The organism is Hyphomicrobium sulfonivorans, assembly GCF_013306565.1.
Classification (GTDB): domain Bacteria; phylum Pseudomonadota; class Alphaproteobacteria; order Rhizobiales; family Hyphomicrobiaceae; genus Hyphomicrobium_A; species Hyphomicrobium_A sulfonivorans.
The window spans coordinates 404,442-418,810 of sequence record NZ_PZPO01000002.1 but is presented as its reverse complement, the minus strand read 5'-3'; the positions used below and the strand labels follow the sequence as shown (position 1 = coordinate 418,810).

The following is a 14,369-nucleotide window of genomic DNA, read 5'->3' as shown; positions in this document are numbered from 1 at the left end:
AGACATGTCACAGGACCTGGCACAAGTCGCGAAAGAGCGCGGCATCCGCTACTTCATGATTTCCTACACCGATCTGTTCGGCGGTCAGCGCGCCAAGCTGGTTCCGGCATCCGCCATTGCCGACATGCAGAAAGACGGCGCGGGCTTTGCGGGCTTTGCGACCTGGCTGGACATGACGCCTGCGCATCCCGACATGTTCGGCGTGCCGGATCCTTCAACGCTCATCCAACTGCCGTGGAAGAAGGATGTTGCGTGGCTGGCGGCCGATTGCGTGATGGACGACAAGCGCGTCGCGCAAGCTCCACGCGTAGTTCTCAAAAAGGTGCTGGCGGACGCCGAAAGTCAGGGCCTGCGCATCAAAACCGGCGTTGAGTGCGAATACTTTCTGATCAACGTCGATGGAACCGCCATCTCCGACAGCAAGGACGTTGCCGCAAAGCCCTGTTACGATCAGCAGGCGTTGATGCGCCGCTACGACGTCATCGCCGAAATTTGCGACTACATGCAGGAACTCGGCTGGGGGCCGTATCAGAACGATCACGAAGATGCCAACGGCCAGTTCGAAATGAACTGGAATTTCGATGATGCGCTCATCACCGCAGACCGGCATTCGTTCTTCAAGTTCATGGTCAAGTCGATCGCCGAGAAGCATGGCCTGCGCGCCACGTTCATGCCGAAGCCGTTTTCCGGCCTCACCGGAAACGGTTGCCACGTGCACATTTCGGTTTGGGATAAAACCGGCACGCAGAACATGTTCCTCGACAATACTGATGAAGTTGGCATGTCGCAGCAGGGCTACAATTTCCTCGGCGGCATCATGCGCCACGCCGAAGGGCTGGCAGCGATCACCAACCCGACGGTCAACTCCTACAAGCGCATCAATGCGCCGCGCACCATCTCCGGCGCCACGTGGTCACCCAATTCGGTCACGTGGACCGGTAACAACCGCACACACATGGTGCGCGTGCCAGGCAAGGGCCGCTTCGAGTTTCGTCTGCCGGACGGCGCGGCGAACCCGTATCTGCTACAGGCTTCGGTGATCGCGGCTGGCCTTTCCGGCATCGCGCGCAAGGCACATCCAGGCAAACGCTACGACATCGATATGTATCAGCTCGGCCATACGGTGACGGACGCGCCGAAGCTGCCATTGAACCTGCTCGATGCCCTGCGCAGCTTCGATAAGGACAGTGAACTGAAAAGCGCGCTCGGCAACGAGTTTGCGAACGCCTATGTGAAGCTGAAGAATACCGAGTGGAACGCCTATGCGTCTCACTTCACCCAGTGGGAGCGCGAAAACACGCTCGACGTTTGAGCTTGTCAAAACGTTTTGATCGGGGGTCGTCTCTTGGGGCGGCTCCCTTTTTTGTACGCTCACGATCACAGACGGCGCGGCGCACCCTTGCTCATCCACGGCGGATAGACGAAGCGCTCCGTGTTGTATGGCTCTGGCGCGATCATCGACAGCCGCTCTTTCAGATCCTGGATCTGATAAAAAATGTGCGGCATGCCAAGCGACGGATCGCGCGTAACTACGGGATAAGGCACGACCGCCTGCCAATCGGGATGATAGCGGATCGTGCCATGCACAGTGCGATAGATCATGCCGCGCAACGCGAACGCCACCTTCCTGTTCTGCTCAAAATTGCCGGGCGCACCGGAGCCCCCGGCCATCGCCGCCGCAACCGCATAGTGATGCATATTGCTGTAGGACTGGCATCCGATGGAAGCCGTCGAGCCCGAACCAAAGCGCGCCGTGTAACGCTCCTCGAACCGCTTGCCCATCTCGTCGCGCAGCAGCCCAACGATCGACGATACGATCACGCCCACGCTCGCTTCCTGCGCGATATCCGTGAAGGTGCGGTGAACCGCGCCGTATTGCAGATAAACCAGGCAATCGATCGGGTTTTCCACGAACTGGCGCTGAAAGTACGCCAGGTCGCCGGCATAGAAATGCGTGTTGGCGAGCACGGCAGGGTCGCTCGCCCGCACCTCCTCAATGACATCGCGCCACTGGCTTGTCGGCGTCTGTACGATCTTCGGACCGAAGCACACCTTCCAGCCAAAACTTGCAGCTGAGTTGGCCATCGCATTGGCGATGACGATGCTATACGGCGTCGATCCCGAAATAATCGCAATACGATCTGATTTTGGAATCCACTGGCCGGTATCGCGCAACCACGACAGAAACTTGATGAAGCCCGGTCCATACCAGTATTCAGCCGGATCGGCCATGAAGCAGCCGAAATACCGCTGCGGATCGCTCATCACCGTGTCGTGGTGTTGCAGCAGCGTGTTGGCATGCACGTAAATGATGCCGGCATCGGCTATCGGCTCGTATTCGGAATTCTGCGCGCCGATATTATAGCCGTTGATGATCGCATGAACCTGATGCTTCTCGATCAGCCAGCGCGCGGCGGTCACGACTTCCTTGGCGGTCTGGCGACAGGTATCGGCAAAGATGGGCTGAAACGGCCGCCCGAAAAGCCCGCCGCGCGCATTCAGCTCCTCGCAGGCCAAGATCATGCCATTGCGGAATTCGGCGCCATCCGCAGCGGACGGGCCTGTAAGCGGAACCATGCTCCCGATCGGAACGGGCTTGGAGCGATCATCCACGTAAGAGCTGTCCTTCGCTGGCGGTTTCAGATGTCGGCCGATTTCAAAAGATCAGGTTCAAAAAGCAGATTGTGCATCATCACGCGCAGTCGCGGCGGGCTGACCGGCTTGATCAGAACCGGGATACCGGCCTCGCGGATGCCGGCAATCACCCGCGGTTCGGCATCCGCCGTCACGATAATGGCCGGCGTTTCTTCCCCGGTCGCCGCGCGAATTGCTGCGATCACATCCGGCCCGGTGCGTACTTCGAGATTGTAGTCCGCAATGATCATGCGCGGTACGATCTCGCCATCCGCAACCAGTTCCAGTGCTTCATCCTCATTGGCTGCGGCATGCACATCGATGCCCCAGCGCCGCAGAAGCTGCGTCATGGACTCACGCAGGAAATCGTCGTCCTCAATGAGCAACATCGGTATGCCGGCAAACTCACCCGCGACGGTCTCGCTGATGTCCACCTCGGCGCTGATATTGCTGTGCCAGATGTTACCCAGCGGCACCCATACTGAAAACGTTGATCCGCTGCCGACCTCGGAACGCAATCCAATCGGGAGTTCCAGCAGATCCGCCAGTCGCTTCGCGATGTTGAGCCCGAGCCCCAGCCCCTTTTTCTGGATCTGGTTGTTGTCGGTGACGCGATAGAATTCTTCGAATATGCGGCCGAAATCCTCCTGACGGATACCGCGCCCGGTATCGATAACGTTGATGCGCAGACCGTGCCCCTCTTTGCGGCAACCCACGAGAACACCGCCAAGCTCAGTAAAGCGGATCGCATTGCCGACGAAGTTGCTGAGGATACGTTCCAGCAGCGCGCGATCGGTTGCAACGGTCTTGCTAGGTGCCACGAACCGAAGCCGTAACCCTTTCTCCGACGCCTGATGATTGAACTGAATGTGCAGGCGCTCGAACAGCTCGGAAAGCTGAAACGAGGTGATGCGCGGCTGTACGCGTCCAGCATCGAGCTGACCGATTTGCAGCAGAGCGCCGAGCAGATCTTCCATGATCGATGTCGCCACGCCCATCGCGTGCAACATCTCTGCGCGCTTTTCGTCATCCTGCTCGCGCACGCAGCTGTAAATCAGGATTTTCAGGGATGCGAGTGGCTGGCGCAGATCATGATTGGCGGCGCGCAGAAAGCGCGACTTCGCCTCATCCATCGCTTCGGCAGCTTCCTTCGCCTCGCGCAACTCCCGTTCGTTGCGCTTGATCGCGGTCACATCGGTGAATGTAACGACCATGCCGCCCTGTGCCGACGGCCGCTGCCGGACATGCACGATATGCCCTGACGCGCACTCATAATCGGCATCCGTCGCGACGCCGAAATTGTTGAGTGTATTCTGAAGCCGCTCATCCGGTCCGCCCGGGATCATCCACTCCTGCGAATGCGCGATAAGCGAAGCGTATTCTTCATAATTCATGCCGGCGCAAACCGGCAGATCCCAGTTGCGGCGAAACCCCTCGTTGATGAAAACGAGCACGCGCTCTGCCGACCAAACGAATATGCCATCGTCGGTCGCATCAAGCCCTGCCCAGATGGCAGCAAGCCGAGCATCATTGACAGAGTGGCGATCGGAGGCATCCCGCATCGATTAAACTGACGCGCGGCCGAAGTGCGTCACGGCATAATGCACGGCGCTCGTCCGGTCCGGGAGATTGAGCTTCTTCATTGCATTGCCGATATGGATGCGCACGGTCTGGCTGCTGAGCCCCAGCTTCTCGGCGATGTTTTTCACGGATGAACCGCTGCCCAGCAGGGAGAGAACATCGCGCTCGCGCTCCGTCAGCGTGTCGACATCGCGAGCGCTGGATGCCTGCGTCTTTGGCGGCGGCGGTGACGAGGATCGGGAACGCTCAAGGATGCGTCGCGGAAACGAAACTTCGCCCGCCAGAACACGCTCCAACGCGCGCTCGATCTCGGGTCCATCGGATGATTTCGGAATGTAGCCGATCGCGCCCTGCTCCACCGAGCGGATAACATACTCAACATCTTCATGCACGGAAACGATCACAACCGGGACATCTCGAAACTTGGTTCGCAGCGCCCGCAGGCCGCCCAGCTCCTCAAACCCTGGCATCACCAGGTCGAGCAACACCAGGCTCGTATCCGGGTGCTTGCCCAAAAGCGCGGTCAATTCGCCGAAGGTTTCCGCCTCGTAGGTTTCGAGCGTCTGGTTCAGTCTACGCATCACCTGCTTGAGGGATTGCCTGACCACCCAGTGGTCGTCCGCGATAATGACCTTCATCGTTTAATCGCTCGCTAGCTCGTTGCATCAGCCAGAGCCTCTAGATGCGAGGCGCCCAGCGCTGACCTTCGATTAACCACTGCCCAGATTCCACAATGGTCACACTTTGCCGCTGATTCCAAGCGAACGCCCGCAATTTCTGAAGGCCTGCGGGCGGCTCTCCACCCATTGCACCCTCCCGGCAACATCCATCGCCGCTCCATCCGCATCTGCACACTTATACGGCGAATGCATCGGAAAAAACGCAAAAACGCATACCCCTTGGGCAACAACTCATGCGTTTTGTCTAGTCGTTAGATCTAGCTGGTTATAAAAATAATTCTAGCGAACGTGTCGTGGGGACGCGCTCACTCCGCCAGATCCCAGGGGGTACCCGTAAATGAAGATTACCCGGCGCAAACTGCTAACGACCACCTTGGCCGCTTCGGCGGCAGTTGGAATGCCGCATGTATGGATCCCGGGCTCACGCGATGCCTGGGGCGCGACGCTGAAGAAGGGAGAGCCGCTCAAGGTTGGCGTCCTGTTTTCACTCACCGGCGCGCTTGCGGTCCCTGAAGAAGATTCCACGCTCGTCCTTCAATACGCCTTTGACGAGATCAACAAGGCCGGCGGCATCGGCGGCGTTCCAGTCGAACCGGTGATTGTCGACGCGAAGTCCGACTTCAGCGTCTACTCGGAAAAAACCAAAGAGCTGATCCTGCGCGAAAAGGTGATCGCGCTGTTCGCCTGCTACACGTCCGCGAGCCGCAAGGCCATTTTGCCTACCATCATGCAGCGGGATCATCTGCTCTATTACCCAACCTGCTATGAAGGCGCCGAATGCACGCAGAACGCTATCTGCACCGGTCCGATCGCCAATCAGCATTCGAAGGACTTGATCCCGTACATGGTCGAGAACTTCGGCAAGAGGGTTTTCTTCGTCGGCTCGAATTATGTTTGGCCGAAGGAATCCAACAAGAACGCCAAGATCTGGCTTGAACAGGTTGGCGGCGAACTGGTCGGCGAGGAATACATTCCGCTCGGCAGCTCCGAATTCGGACCGGTTCTTAACAAGATCCGCGACGCCAAACCGAACTTCATCTTTTCCACCGTCGTCGGTGCTTCCGACGTCGCCTTCCACAAGCAGTTCAAACAGGAAGGCTTCAAGGTCGATCAGATGCCGATCGCATCGCTGACCACCGGCGAGATCGAGACGCGCGCCATGGGTGCCGAATTCGGTGCTGGCCACTTCCTGTCCGCACCCTATGTGCAGACGCTCGACAATCCGACCAACCACAAGTTCGTCGACGGCTTCCTGAAGAGCAAGTACGGCAAGAACGGCGTCACCCATTACAACATGGAAGAGACGTATCTCTCCGCCTACGTGTTCAAGGCAGGCTTTGAGAAAGCTGCTGCTGCGGTCGGATTTGAGAACGTCACTCCGCGCGCAATTCGCGATCACTCGGGCGGCGTTCGCATCGGCGATGATATCTCGCCAGAAGGCGAAGTCTGGATCGACGAAAACAACTTCAACACCTGGCTGAAGCCCAAAATTGCCCAGTGTCAGGGCGACGGCACCTTCAAGGTGCTGAAGTCCGCAGACACGCACGTCGCGCCCGATCCGTTCTCCATCTACCCCGAATCCGGCGTGTGCACCAAGGACGGCCTCAAGGCGCCGGACGGCAAGATCCGTAAGGGCGTGATCTGAGGCGAGAGCAGGCCGCCCTGCCTTGCCGATCTGGCGGGGCGGCCTTATCCGGACGCGGCATACGCGACCGGCTGCGGTCGCAGGGGGTGATGATGGATTTTGGTTCAGTTCTCAACGCGCTCATTCTCGGCGTCAGCATCGCAAGCATATGGCTGATAGCCGCCTTGGGCCTGACGATCATCTACGGCGCAGCCGGCGTCATCAACATGGCACACGGCGCGCTGATCATGCTCGGCGCCTACAGCTCCTACATGCTGCAGCACTACATCGGTGTGCCATACCTGCTGTGCATACCCGCATCGTTCGTGATCGTTGCGATCATCGGCCTGGTACTTGAGCGCGGGCTCATTCAATATTTGTACGATCGCCCGCTCGACACGCTGCTGGCAACCTACGGCGTATCGCTCGTGCTGGTGCAGGGCGTGCGCCTGATCTTCGGATCGGATCCGAAGTATCTCGCGGTGCCCGAGATCTTCTCGTCAAACATCTCGCTCGGCTTCGCAAACATCTCGACATTCCGCGTCGTCGTGATTGCCGTCACCGCGCTGCTGGTGCTCGCGTTGTGGATACTGTTCTACAAAACGCGCTTTGGCATCCAGGTGCGCGCGGTGATGCAAAACAAAGAGATGGCCGCGTCGTTTGGCATCAACTCAAGCCGCATCTACATGATGACGTTCGCTCTCGGTGCGGGTCTTGCGGGTGTCGCCGGTTCTCTGTTCGGCGTCCTGAACATCGTGCTCCCGACCATGGGCGACAGCTACGTCGTGCAAGCCTTCCTCATGGTTGTCGCGGGCGGTGGAACATTGGCCGGCACCGTCATCGCCAGTGGCTTTACCGGTGAGCTCCAGTCCGTCTTTGCCTTCATCACCAACGACACCTTCGCACGCTTCGTCATCTTCCTGCTGATCGTTGTCTTCCTGCGGTTCCGTCCCCAGGGCCTGTTCGCAAAAGGCGGGGTGCGCCGATGAACGCGAAAACATCAGCAAAAAGCGTTGGAACAAACAGCAAGACGACGATGGGCAACCCGTATCACAACAAAACCGCGCAATGGATCGCATACACGCTCTTCTTCCTCGCGCTGGCGGCCATCCCGTTCAACGTCGACGATGATTTCCTGCTCAACCAGCTCGCGACGTACGGCGTATATGGAATGCTGGCGCTATCCATCAGCCTGTGCTGGGGCTTCGGCGGCATTCTCAATCTCGGTCAGGGTATCGCATTCGGTCTCGGTGCATACGGCATGGCGATGACCATGCAGATGCAAACGCAGACGGCCGAAAACCCGGTCCCGCCGATCATGCTGAACAACGGCCTCGACTATCTGCCGTTTCTTTGGTGGCCGTTCCAGAACACGGTCAGCGGCTTGATCTTCGCCGTAGGCATTCCGACGCTGTTCTGCGCCGTGTTTGGTCGAATCATGTTCAAGGCCCGCGTGTCGGGAGCATTCTTCGCCATCATGACACTGGCGATGCTGTCAGCCTTCTACACGATCATTCTGGATCAGCAGGCCTACACCGGTGGCGTCAACGGCATCACGCCGCCATCGCCGCTGCAGCTCGGCTCGTTCCAGATCGATCCATACAGCCCCGCTGCGTACTGGACAGTTTTCTTCGCACTTCTGATTGCGACCGTCATCGCCAAACTGATCACGCAGAGTTCTTTCGGCCTGGTTACGCAAGCCATCCGCGATGATGCAGAGCGCGTGCGCTTCCTCGGCTACAGCGTCTCGAGCTACGAAACCACCATCTACACAATCTCCGGCCTCATCGCCGCTGTTGCCGGCTGCCTCTGGGTCATGGTGGTGCAGTATGTGTCGCCTGCGCAGCTCGATGTCGGCTTGAGCATCTCGATGGTGATCTGGGCCGCAATCGGCGGACGCATGTCACTGCTCTGGGCCATCATCGGCGCGTTCCTGATCCAGGGCGGCCAGAGCTATCTCGGCGACGCGTTCCTCTCCACCTGGCTGCTCATCCTCGGCGGCTTCTTCATCATCGTCGTACGCTTCCTGCCGAACGGCCTTGCGAGTCTGGTCGAAGCCGGATTGGGCATGCTGGCCAGAAAGCCGAAAGAAACGTCCTTCCGCGAACCCAGCGGCGTCAAACCTGTTCCCTCGGAGTGAGCCATGGCCGGATTGCTTGAAATCTCTCACCTCTGCAAAAGCTTCGACACCATCAAGGTCATCGACGACTTCAGCCTTGAGGTTACGGAAGGCACACTGTGCTGCCTCGTCGGTCCAAACGGCGCCGGCAAGACGACAACGATGGATCTCATCACCGGGCGCATCAAGCCGACTTCCGGCAAGATCACTTTCGCGGGTGAAGACATCACCGGCGCCGACGAACACGCCATCGCCCGCGCTGGCATCGGTCGCAAATTCCAGGTGCCGGCGGTGCTACGCGACCTGACCGTGCGCGAAAACCTTTCCGTCGCCTACAGCCGTCAGACCAATCCGTTCTGGAACCTGTGCCGCTTCAAGGTGCCGGGCCTCGAACAGAAGATCGACGAGATCTCAACGCTTGCGGATCTCACGCATCGGCTCGGCGAAAAGGCCGGCATTCTCTCGCACGGCGAAACGCAGTGGCTGGAAATCAGCATGGTGCTGATGCAGGAGCCGCGTCTCATGCTGATGGATGAACCCATTGCCGGCATGACCGAAGGCGAGATCGAAAAGACCGCGCGCATTTTCAAAGATCTGCGCAAGAGCACGACGCTAATCGTGGTGGAACACGACATGGGCTTCGTGCGCGAGATCGCCGACGTCGTCACCGTCATGCACATGGGAACGCTTCTCGCGCAGGGCTCGCTGCAAGAGATCGAAGCCGATCCACGCGTGCGCTCTGTTTATCTCGGCGAGCAGGAGGCTGCCTGATGCTGCTCAGCTTCGACAAAGTTTCATCCTACTACGGCGCCACCCAGATCCTGCGCAATGTCTCGTTCGATCTGGAACAGGGCCAATGCCTGTGCGTGCTGGGCCGCAATGGCGTCGGCAAGACAACCATCATGCGCACCATCATGGGGCTGACCGACCGCACGACCGGATCGATCACCATGGGCGACGAAGCCATCGCCAACAAGCCACCGTACCAGCGCGCCGGCTACGGCATCGGCTATGTCCCGCAGGGGCGCGGCATCCTTGCTGATTTCACCGTGCGCGAAAACATCCTGCTGGGCACGTTCGCCCGCAAGGACAGCGCACCGGAAATACCCGAACTATGCCTGCGCATCTTCCCATACCTGCGCGAAAACCTCGATCGTCGCGCGGGCCTGTTATCCGGTGGACAGAAACAGCAGCTCGCCATCGCGCGCGCACTTGCTGTCGGTCCACAGGTGTTGCTGCTCGACGAGCCGACCGAAGGTATTCAGCCCAACATCGTGCATGAGATCGGTGAAATTCTGCGGATGCTGAACAAAGAACTCGGCATCAGCCTCATCCTTACCGAGCAGCACATCAAGGTCGCCCGCAAACTGGGTGATGCTTTCCTCATGGTCGACAACGGTCGCGTCGTTGCACGGGGACCGATTGACGAAATGACCGACGAACTGGTGGAGCGGCACATGACGATCTAGGCCGCACCGCACACTAAATCCGCTCGTCTCTGCGGAGACAAATATCAAAACCAAACCTACGGAGCGAAGAATGATCTCAATCCCGAAGAAAGGTACGCCCGAGCGCGAAGAACTGATCCGGCTGCACAGGGAGTGCGTCGACTCCATGAAGGGCGTCGCAGGTTTCTCGGTGCTAAAGTGCGGCACCCCCGGCGACACTACGGTTGTATCCGGTGGCGTGCACGACCATCCGGTTCTGAAGCGCGTACTGCTGCGTATGCGCGGCGAGTCCCCCAAAGGCAAGCTGATCGTCATCTGCACGAAGATCGACAAGGAGTGGCGCATCGGCCGCCTGTCGGGCATCCGTGGTGTGCCACCCGTGTTCGTCAACGACAAGATTTACACCGACGAGCAGGAAATCCAGCACGACATCTTCGTGATGCGCCTCGACGAACTGCCGGAAACGGCGGGTATGCCTGAGCACTTCGCCGAAGGCTGGAAGCGCCGCGACGACAATTGGCCCGTGACCTGACGCCTTTCGTGAGCTGAGGCAAGCCTCAGCCCCAACCTGACAAAACAAGTTCCTGCCGCGCACTCCACCGAGTGCGTGAACGGCGAAGCCATGCGGGAAAATCCTGACAGACTGGAGAAGAGCATGTGTGCGATGAGGCTAACCGGATACGCTGACAAATTCGGTGTTCATCCGGGCGAAACCATCAAGTTCTACGTCAACTGCGACGGGCCTTCGGAATTCAAGGCCGAAGTCGTGCAGATGATCCATGGCGACACCAACCCGCGCGGCCCGGGCTTCATCGAACGCCCGATCGAAACCAAGGCAACCGGCACATACAAAGGCCGCAAGCAGATCATCCACGGCGGCTCTTACGGCTATGTGGAAGACAAGCCGCAGCTCCACGTCGACAGCTTCACGCTGCAGTGCTGGATCTGGCCGACAACACCTAAGACGCATCCGCGCTACTGGAAGCACGGCGCCCAGGGCCTCGTCACCAAATGGATGAGCGGTCAGGGTTACGGCAAGGGCTATGGCCTGTTCATCAACGATCAGGGCTGCCTTGAGCTGCGCATCAACGAGCACAAGGTCACCACCAACGTTCCGATCCGCGATCACGCGTGGCACTTCGTGGCCGCAAGCTACGACGCAGCAACCGGCGAAGTGGTGCTCTATCACGAGCCGCAGGTTGTCTATGCGCTCGATCCGGCTATTGAGCCGGTGAAGGCGAACATCAAGACCAAGATCATTCACACCCCGGCGCCGGTTGCCTTAGGCGCCTATGTTGATCGCATCGACGATGATCCGCTGGCGAAGTCAGCGTTGCCGTCGGGCGTTTGGTTCTCCGGCAAGTACAACGGCAAGATCGACAGCCCGCGGATCTGCAACAGGGCGCTAAACCGGTTCGAGATCGAACAGATGAAAGCCGGCGCGCAGCCGGGCCTGACGGAGCGACGCAACTCCGGTCCAACCGGCGCGCTCTCGGAAGCAATCGTTGCAGCCTGGGATTTCTGGGACGGCATCGACACCATCGTCGCCAAGGACAATGGCCCCTATCGCTTTGACGCCAAGCTGGTCAACTGCCCGACCCGCGCGCTGACGGGTTACAACTGGTCCGGCCAGAACTTCGACTGGAAATACGCCAAGAAGGAATATGGCGCGATCCACTTCCACGACGATGACGTCGACAACGCGCGCTGGCAGGTCGATGTTGAATGGGATGTTCCGGCCGAAGGCATCAAGAGCCGCTTCTATGCGCTGAAGGTCACCACAGCCGAAGGCGACGAAGATTACATCCCATTCTGGGTCGTGCCGAAGATCGGCAAGGAGCAGTCCAAGATCGCCGTGATGGTGCCGACCATCAGCTACATGGCCTATGCCAACGAGCACGTTGCGTGCAACGCCGGCGGCGCCGAGCTGTTTGTATATCGTGTTCCGATCATGCAGCACCAGAACATGTTCCTGGCCGAGCATCGCGAGTACGGCGGTTCGATCTACGACACGCACACCGATGGCTCGGGCATCTGCCTGTCTTCGCGTCTGCGGCCCATTCTCAGCATCCGGCCGAAATACGATCACTTCCTTGCACAGGCGCCGTGGCAGTATCCCGCTGACCTCCATCTCATCTACTGGCTGGAGACGATGGGATATGAATACGACGTCATCACCGACGAAGATGTCACCTACGATGGCGTCGCGCGTCTGGAGAACTACAACGTTGTCATCACCGGTTCGCATCCGGAGCACAACTCCGGCACGCAGCTCGACGCGCTGCATAACTACACCCAGCGCGGCGGCCGCCTGATGTATATGGGCGCAGACGCATGGTACTGGGTGCATTCGTTCCATCCGGCATACGAAGGCATCGGCCGCGGTGTCGTCACGGAGATGCGGCGCTGCGAATCCGGCATCCGCACCTGGCGCGCCGAACCCGGCGAATACTACCACCAGGGCACCGGCGAACTGGGCGGCATGTGGCGCTTCCGCGGCCGCTCGCTGTACTCGGTCGCCGGCGTCGGCATGACGAACGAAGGCTTCGACGTCTCGACCTACTACAGCCGCACGCCGGACAGCATGGACCCGCGCGTTGCGTGGGCCTTCGAAGGCATCAGCTATGACGAACCGATCGGCAACTTCGGCCTCGTCGGCGGCGGTTGCGCCGGCCTCGAACTCGACATCGTCGACGTTACGCTGGGTTCACCGCCACACACGCTCGCGGTTGCAACGTCCGCCGGCCGGCACACCGAAGCCTACCTACTCGTCATGGAAGACTTCGGCTTCAACCAGCAGGGCCTCGACGGCACTACGCATCCACGCGTGCGCGGCGACATCGCCTTCCACGAAACACCGAACGGCGGCGCGTGCTTCGCGTTTTCGTCGATCGCGTTCTGCGGCTCGCTGCCGTGGAACAACGGCAAAAACAACGTCTCGACGCTGGTAGGCAACGTGCTCAACCGCTTCATGATGGATGGCCCGTTGCCGCCGCCACCTGCTGACGCGGTGAAGCATCGCGGCCGCGCAGACTACGAGAGCCCTGCCCTCACTCCGGCAACGTAAGGGCACATCGGCCCGGTGCCCGCGCCCCCGTCCGCGGGCACCGGTTCTCTGCCATCGAATAATAACAACGTGGAGGGTTGTTTCGCATGTTGCTTCGCCCCGACCTCGGCTTCCACGACGAAGGACACGATCTGTCCAGCGCAACGTTCTACGCCGACGCCTGCGCTCCGTTCGGCACCGCGCGCGTGCTATCGCCGATCTCCGTTCGCTCGCTACGCTTCAGTATGCTTGAGGACGAAACGATCTGGACCAGAGACTGGGTTGTCATCGGCTGCGAAAAGCAAATTCCAAACGACGGCGACCTGCTGCCATTCACGGTCGGCAATCACGGCATCCATGTGCAGCGCCAGGACGGCGGACTGACCGGGCGCTTCAACAAAGCCCAGCATGGCGGATGCCGCGCAATTCCTCTGCAATGCCGCACCGGCAAGAAAACCAAATGCTCATTTACGTCGTGCGGTTACAGCCGTGACCGCGACGTTATTCCTGCCAGCGATCTGGGTGACGCGACGCCGGAGATGGAACAATACCTCGGACTACGACCTGAACGGCTGCTCAATGTGCGGACGTTTACGTTCGGGCCGATGATACTTGTCAACCTCGACGTCTATCCGTCACCGATTGGCGACACATTGCAGGCTCTTGATCAAGCCGGCGGCTTCTTCACCACTCCGCAGCAAGCGCTGTCCGCGTCATGGCTGAGCGAATTCGATGCCAACTGGAAACTGCTTGGCAAGCATCTGTCAGACGGCGAAGTCACCAGCAGCACGGTTGGCAGCGACAGCCAGGCTGACAGCGATGCAGGCATCTGGCGGCTGGTGCACGGCGCAATCAACGGGCAACCGGTAACATTCGCCTGGCTGTTCCCCAACCTCGTGCTGATCCAAGCGGGCGCTGAAACATGCGCGATCGTGCTGCAGCCAACAGCTCTTGGTCAAACGATGTGTCGCTGCTTCGTCTTCAACAGCAGCCGCGACGATGCCGCCGCGTTCTGGCGCAGCGAGATAGAGCGCCGCGCCGCTGCCGCGGTTGAAGAGCATCTGCAGCTGTCGCGATGGGGCACGAGCTTCAGGTCGGAAACGATCGGCGCAGCAATGCCTCTGCAAACAAGCCAGCAAGGTCACTGGATGCAGCGGATGCTTGCGGAACGCGCCGTGCGCGCGCCGCGAAAACCGTTTGCGCAACCGATATTTCAGCAAGTGAGAGGATAACAGCC

General features: G+C 59.6%; 12 protein-coding genes. 9 read left to right on the top strand and 3 right to left on the bottom strand.

Translation table 11 applies throughout. The features are described 5' to 3' along the window. Positions 1 to 4 precede the first annotated feature (4 nt). The gene (gene glnT, locus C6Y62_RS07010; RefSeq protein WP_068463373.1) at positions 5 to 1,312 is read left to right on the top strand and encodes a type III glutamate--ammonia ligase; all 1,308 of its coding nucleotides are present in this window, start codon (positions 5 to 7) and stop codon (positions 1,310 to 1,312) included. Between the two features lie 65 nt (positions 1,313 to 1,377). On the opposite strand, the gene C6Y62_RS07005 is transcribed toward glnT, so the two are convergent. From C6Y62_RS07005 to C6Y62_RS06995, 3 genes are read right to left on the bottom strand one after another with little or no spacing between them, the layout of a single operon-like run. Beyond that, positions 1,378 to 2,613: an ABC transporter substrate-binding protein gene (locus C6Y62_RS07005; protein WP_173953333.1), complete on the bottom strand. Its 1,236-nt coding sequence runs from the start codon at positions 2,611 to 2,613 to the stop codon at positions 1,378 to 1,380. A gap of 26 nt (positions 2,614 to 2,639) precedes the next feature. Further along, positions 2,640 to 4,196 (bottom strand): hybrid sensor histidine kinase/response regulator, encoded by a 1,557-nt coding sequence (locus tag C6Y62_RS07000; protein ID WP_173953332.1) that lies wholly within the window; start codon positions 4,194 to 4,196, stop codon positions 2,640 to 2,642. Positions 4,197 to 4,199: 3 nt separating this feature from the next. Then, positions 4,200 to 4,853 carry a LuxR C-terminal-related transcriptional regulator gene (locus C6Y62_RS06995; RefSeq protein ID WP_173953331.1) on the bottom strand — a complete coding sequence of 218 codons (654 nt, stop codon included), beginning with the start codon at positions 4,851 to 4,853 and terminating at the stop codon, positions 4,200 to 4,202. A gap of 379 nt (positions 4,854 to 5,232) precedes the next feature. Between C6Y62_RS06995 and C6Y62_RS06990 the strand changes: the two genes are divergently transcribed. The 8 genes from C6Y62_RS06990 to C6Y62_RS06955 all read left to right on the top strand — a co-directional run bounded on the left by C6Y62_RS06990 (position 5,233) and on the right by C6Y62_RS06955 (position 14,364). Then, on the top strand, positions 5,233 to 6,540 hold the full coding sequence (locus tag C6Y62_RS06990) for a transporter substrate-binding domain-containing protein (RefSeq protein ID WP_173953330.1): 1,308 nt from the start codon (positions 5,233 to 5,235) through the stop codon (positions 6,538 to 6,540). 92 nt (positions 6,541 to 6,632) lie between these two features. Beyond that, positions 6,633 to 7,508 carry an urea ABC transporter permease subunit UrtB gene (urtB, locus tag C6Y62_RS06985; protein ID WP_173953329.1) on the top strand — a complete coding sequence of 292 codons (876 nt, stop codon included), beginning with the start codon at positions 6,633 to 6,635 and terminating at the stop codon, positions 7,506 to 7,508. Beyond that, a complete protein-coding gene (gene urtC / locus C6Y62_RS06980) occupies positions 7,505 to 8,659 on the top strand; it encodes an urea ABC transporter permease subunit UrtC (protein WP_246274442.1) in 1,155 nt (384 codons plus the stop codon). The genes urtB and urtC overlap by 4 nt, the downstream gene beginning before the upstream one ends. Before the next feature lie 3 nt (positions 8,660 to 8,662). After that, positions 8,663 to 9,409 carry an urea ABC transporter ATP-binding protein UrtD gene (urtD, locus tag C6Y62_RS06975; protein ID WP_173953328.1) on the top strand — a complete coding sequence of 249 codons (747 nt, stop codon included), beginning with the start codon at positions 8,663 to 8,665 and terminating at the stop codon, positions 9,407 to 9,409. Next, on the top strand, positions 9,409 to 10,107 hold the full coding sequence (gene urtE, locus C6Y62_RS06970) for an urea ABC transporter ATP-binding subunit UrtE (RefSeq protein WP_068463382.1): 699 nt from the start codon (positions 9,409 to 9,411) through the stop codon (positions 10,105 to 10,107). Before urtD ends, urtE begins: the two co-directional genes overlap by 1 nt. A gap of 70 nt (positions 10,108 to 10,177) precedes the next feature. Beyond that, on the top strand, positions 10,178 to 10,618 hold the full coding sequence (locus C6Y62_RS06965) for a N,N-dimethylformamidase alpha subunit family protein (protein ID WP_173953327.1): 441 nt from the start codon (positions 10,178 to 10,180) through the stop codon (positions 10,616 to 10,618). Between the two features lie 90 nt (positions 10,619 to 10,708). Beyond that, positions 10,709 to 13,153, top strand: coding sequence for a N,N-dimethylformamidase beta subunit family domain-containing protein (locus tag C6Y62_RS06960; protein ID WP_246274441.1), 2,445 nt, complete (start codon positions 10,709 to 10,711; stop codon positions 13,151 to 13,153). A gap of 86 nt (positions 13,154 to 13,239) precedes the next feature. After that, entirely contained in the window at positions 13,240 to 14,364 is a 1,125-nt protein-coding gene (locus C6Y62_RS06955; protein WP_173953325.1) for a Rieske (2Fe-2S) protein, read from the top strand. Positions 14,365 to 14,369: the final 5 nt, after the last annotated feature.

What these genes read in the sequence shown, in the direction of transcription:
- glnT (WP_068463373.1), top strand. Translation starts at nt 5, where the DNA reads ATGTCACAGGACCTGGCACAAGTCGCGAAAGAGCGCGGCATCCGCTAC.
- urtC (WP_246274442.1), top strand. Translation starts at nt 7,505, where the DNA reads ATGAACGCGAAAACATCAGCAAAAAGCGTTGGAACAAACAGCAAGACG.
- C6Y62_RS06965 (WP_173953327.1), top strand. Translation starts at nt 10,178, where the DNA reads ATGATCTCAATCCCGAAGAAAGGTACGCCCGAGCGCGAAGAACTGATC.
- urtB (WP_173953329.1), top strand. Translation starts at nt 6,633, where the DNA reads ATGGATTTTGGTTCAGTTCTCAACGCGCTCATTCTCGGCGTCAGCATC.
- C6Y62_RS06960 (WP_246274441.1), top strand. Translation starts at nt 10,709, where the DNA reads ATGCGGGAAAATCCTGACAGACTGGAGAAGAGCATGTGTGCGATGAGG.
- urtD (WP_173953328.1), top strand. Translation starts at nt 8,663, where the DNA reads ATGGCCGGATTGCTTGAAATCTCTCACCTCTGCAAAAGCTTCGACACC.
- C6Y62_RS06955 (WP_173953325.1), top strand. Translation starts at nt 13,240, where the DNA reads ATGTTGCTTCGCCCCGACCTCGGCTTCCACGACGAAGGACACGATCTG.
- urtE (WP_068463382.1), top strand. Translation starts at nt 9,409, where the DNA reads ATGCTGCTCAGCTTCGACAAAGTTTCATCCTACTACGGCGCCACCCAG.
- C6Y62_RS06990 (WP_173953330.1), top strand. Translation starts at nt 5,233, where the DNA reads ATGAAGATTACCCGGCGCAAACTGCTAACGACCACCTTGGCCGCTTCG.
- C6Y62_RS07000 (WP_173953332.1), bottom strand. Translation starts at nt 4,196, where the DNA reads ATGCGGGATGCCTCCGATCGCCACTCTGTCAATGATGCTCGGCTTGCT.
- C6Y62_RS06995 (WP_173953331.1), bottom strand. Translation starts at nt 4,853, where the DNA reads ATGAAGGTCATTATCGCGGACGACCACTGGGTGGTCAGGCAATCCCTC.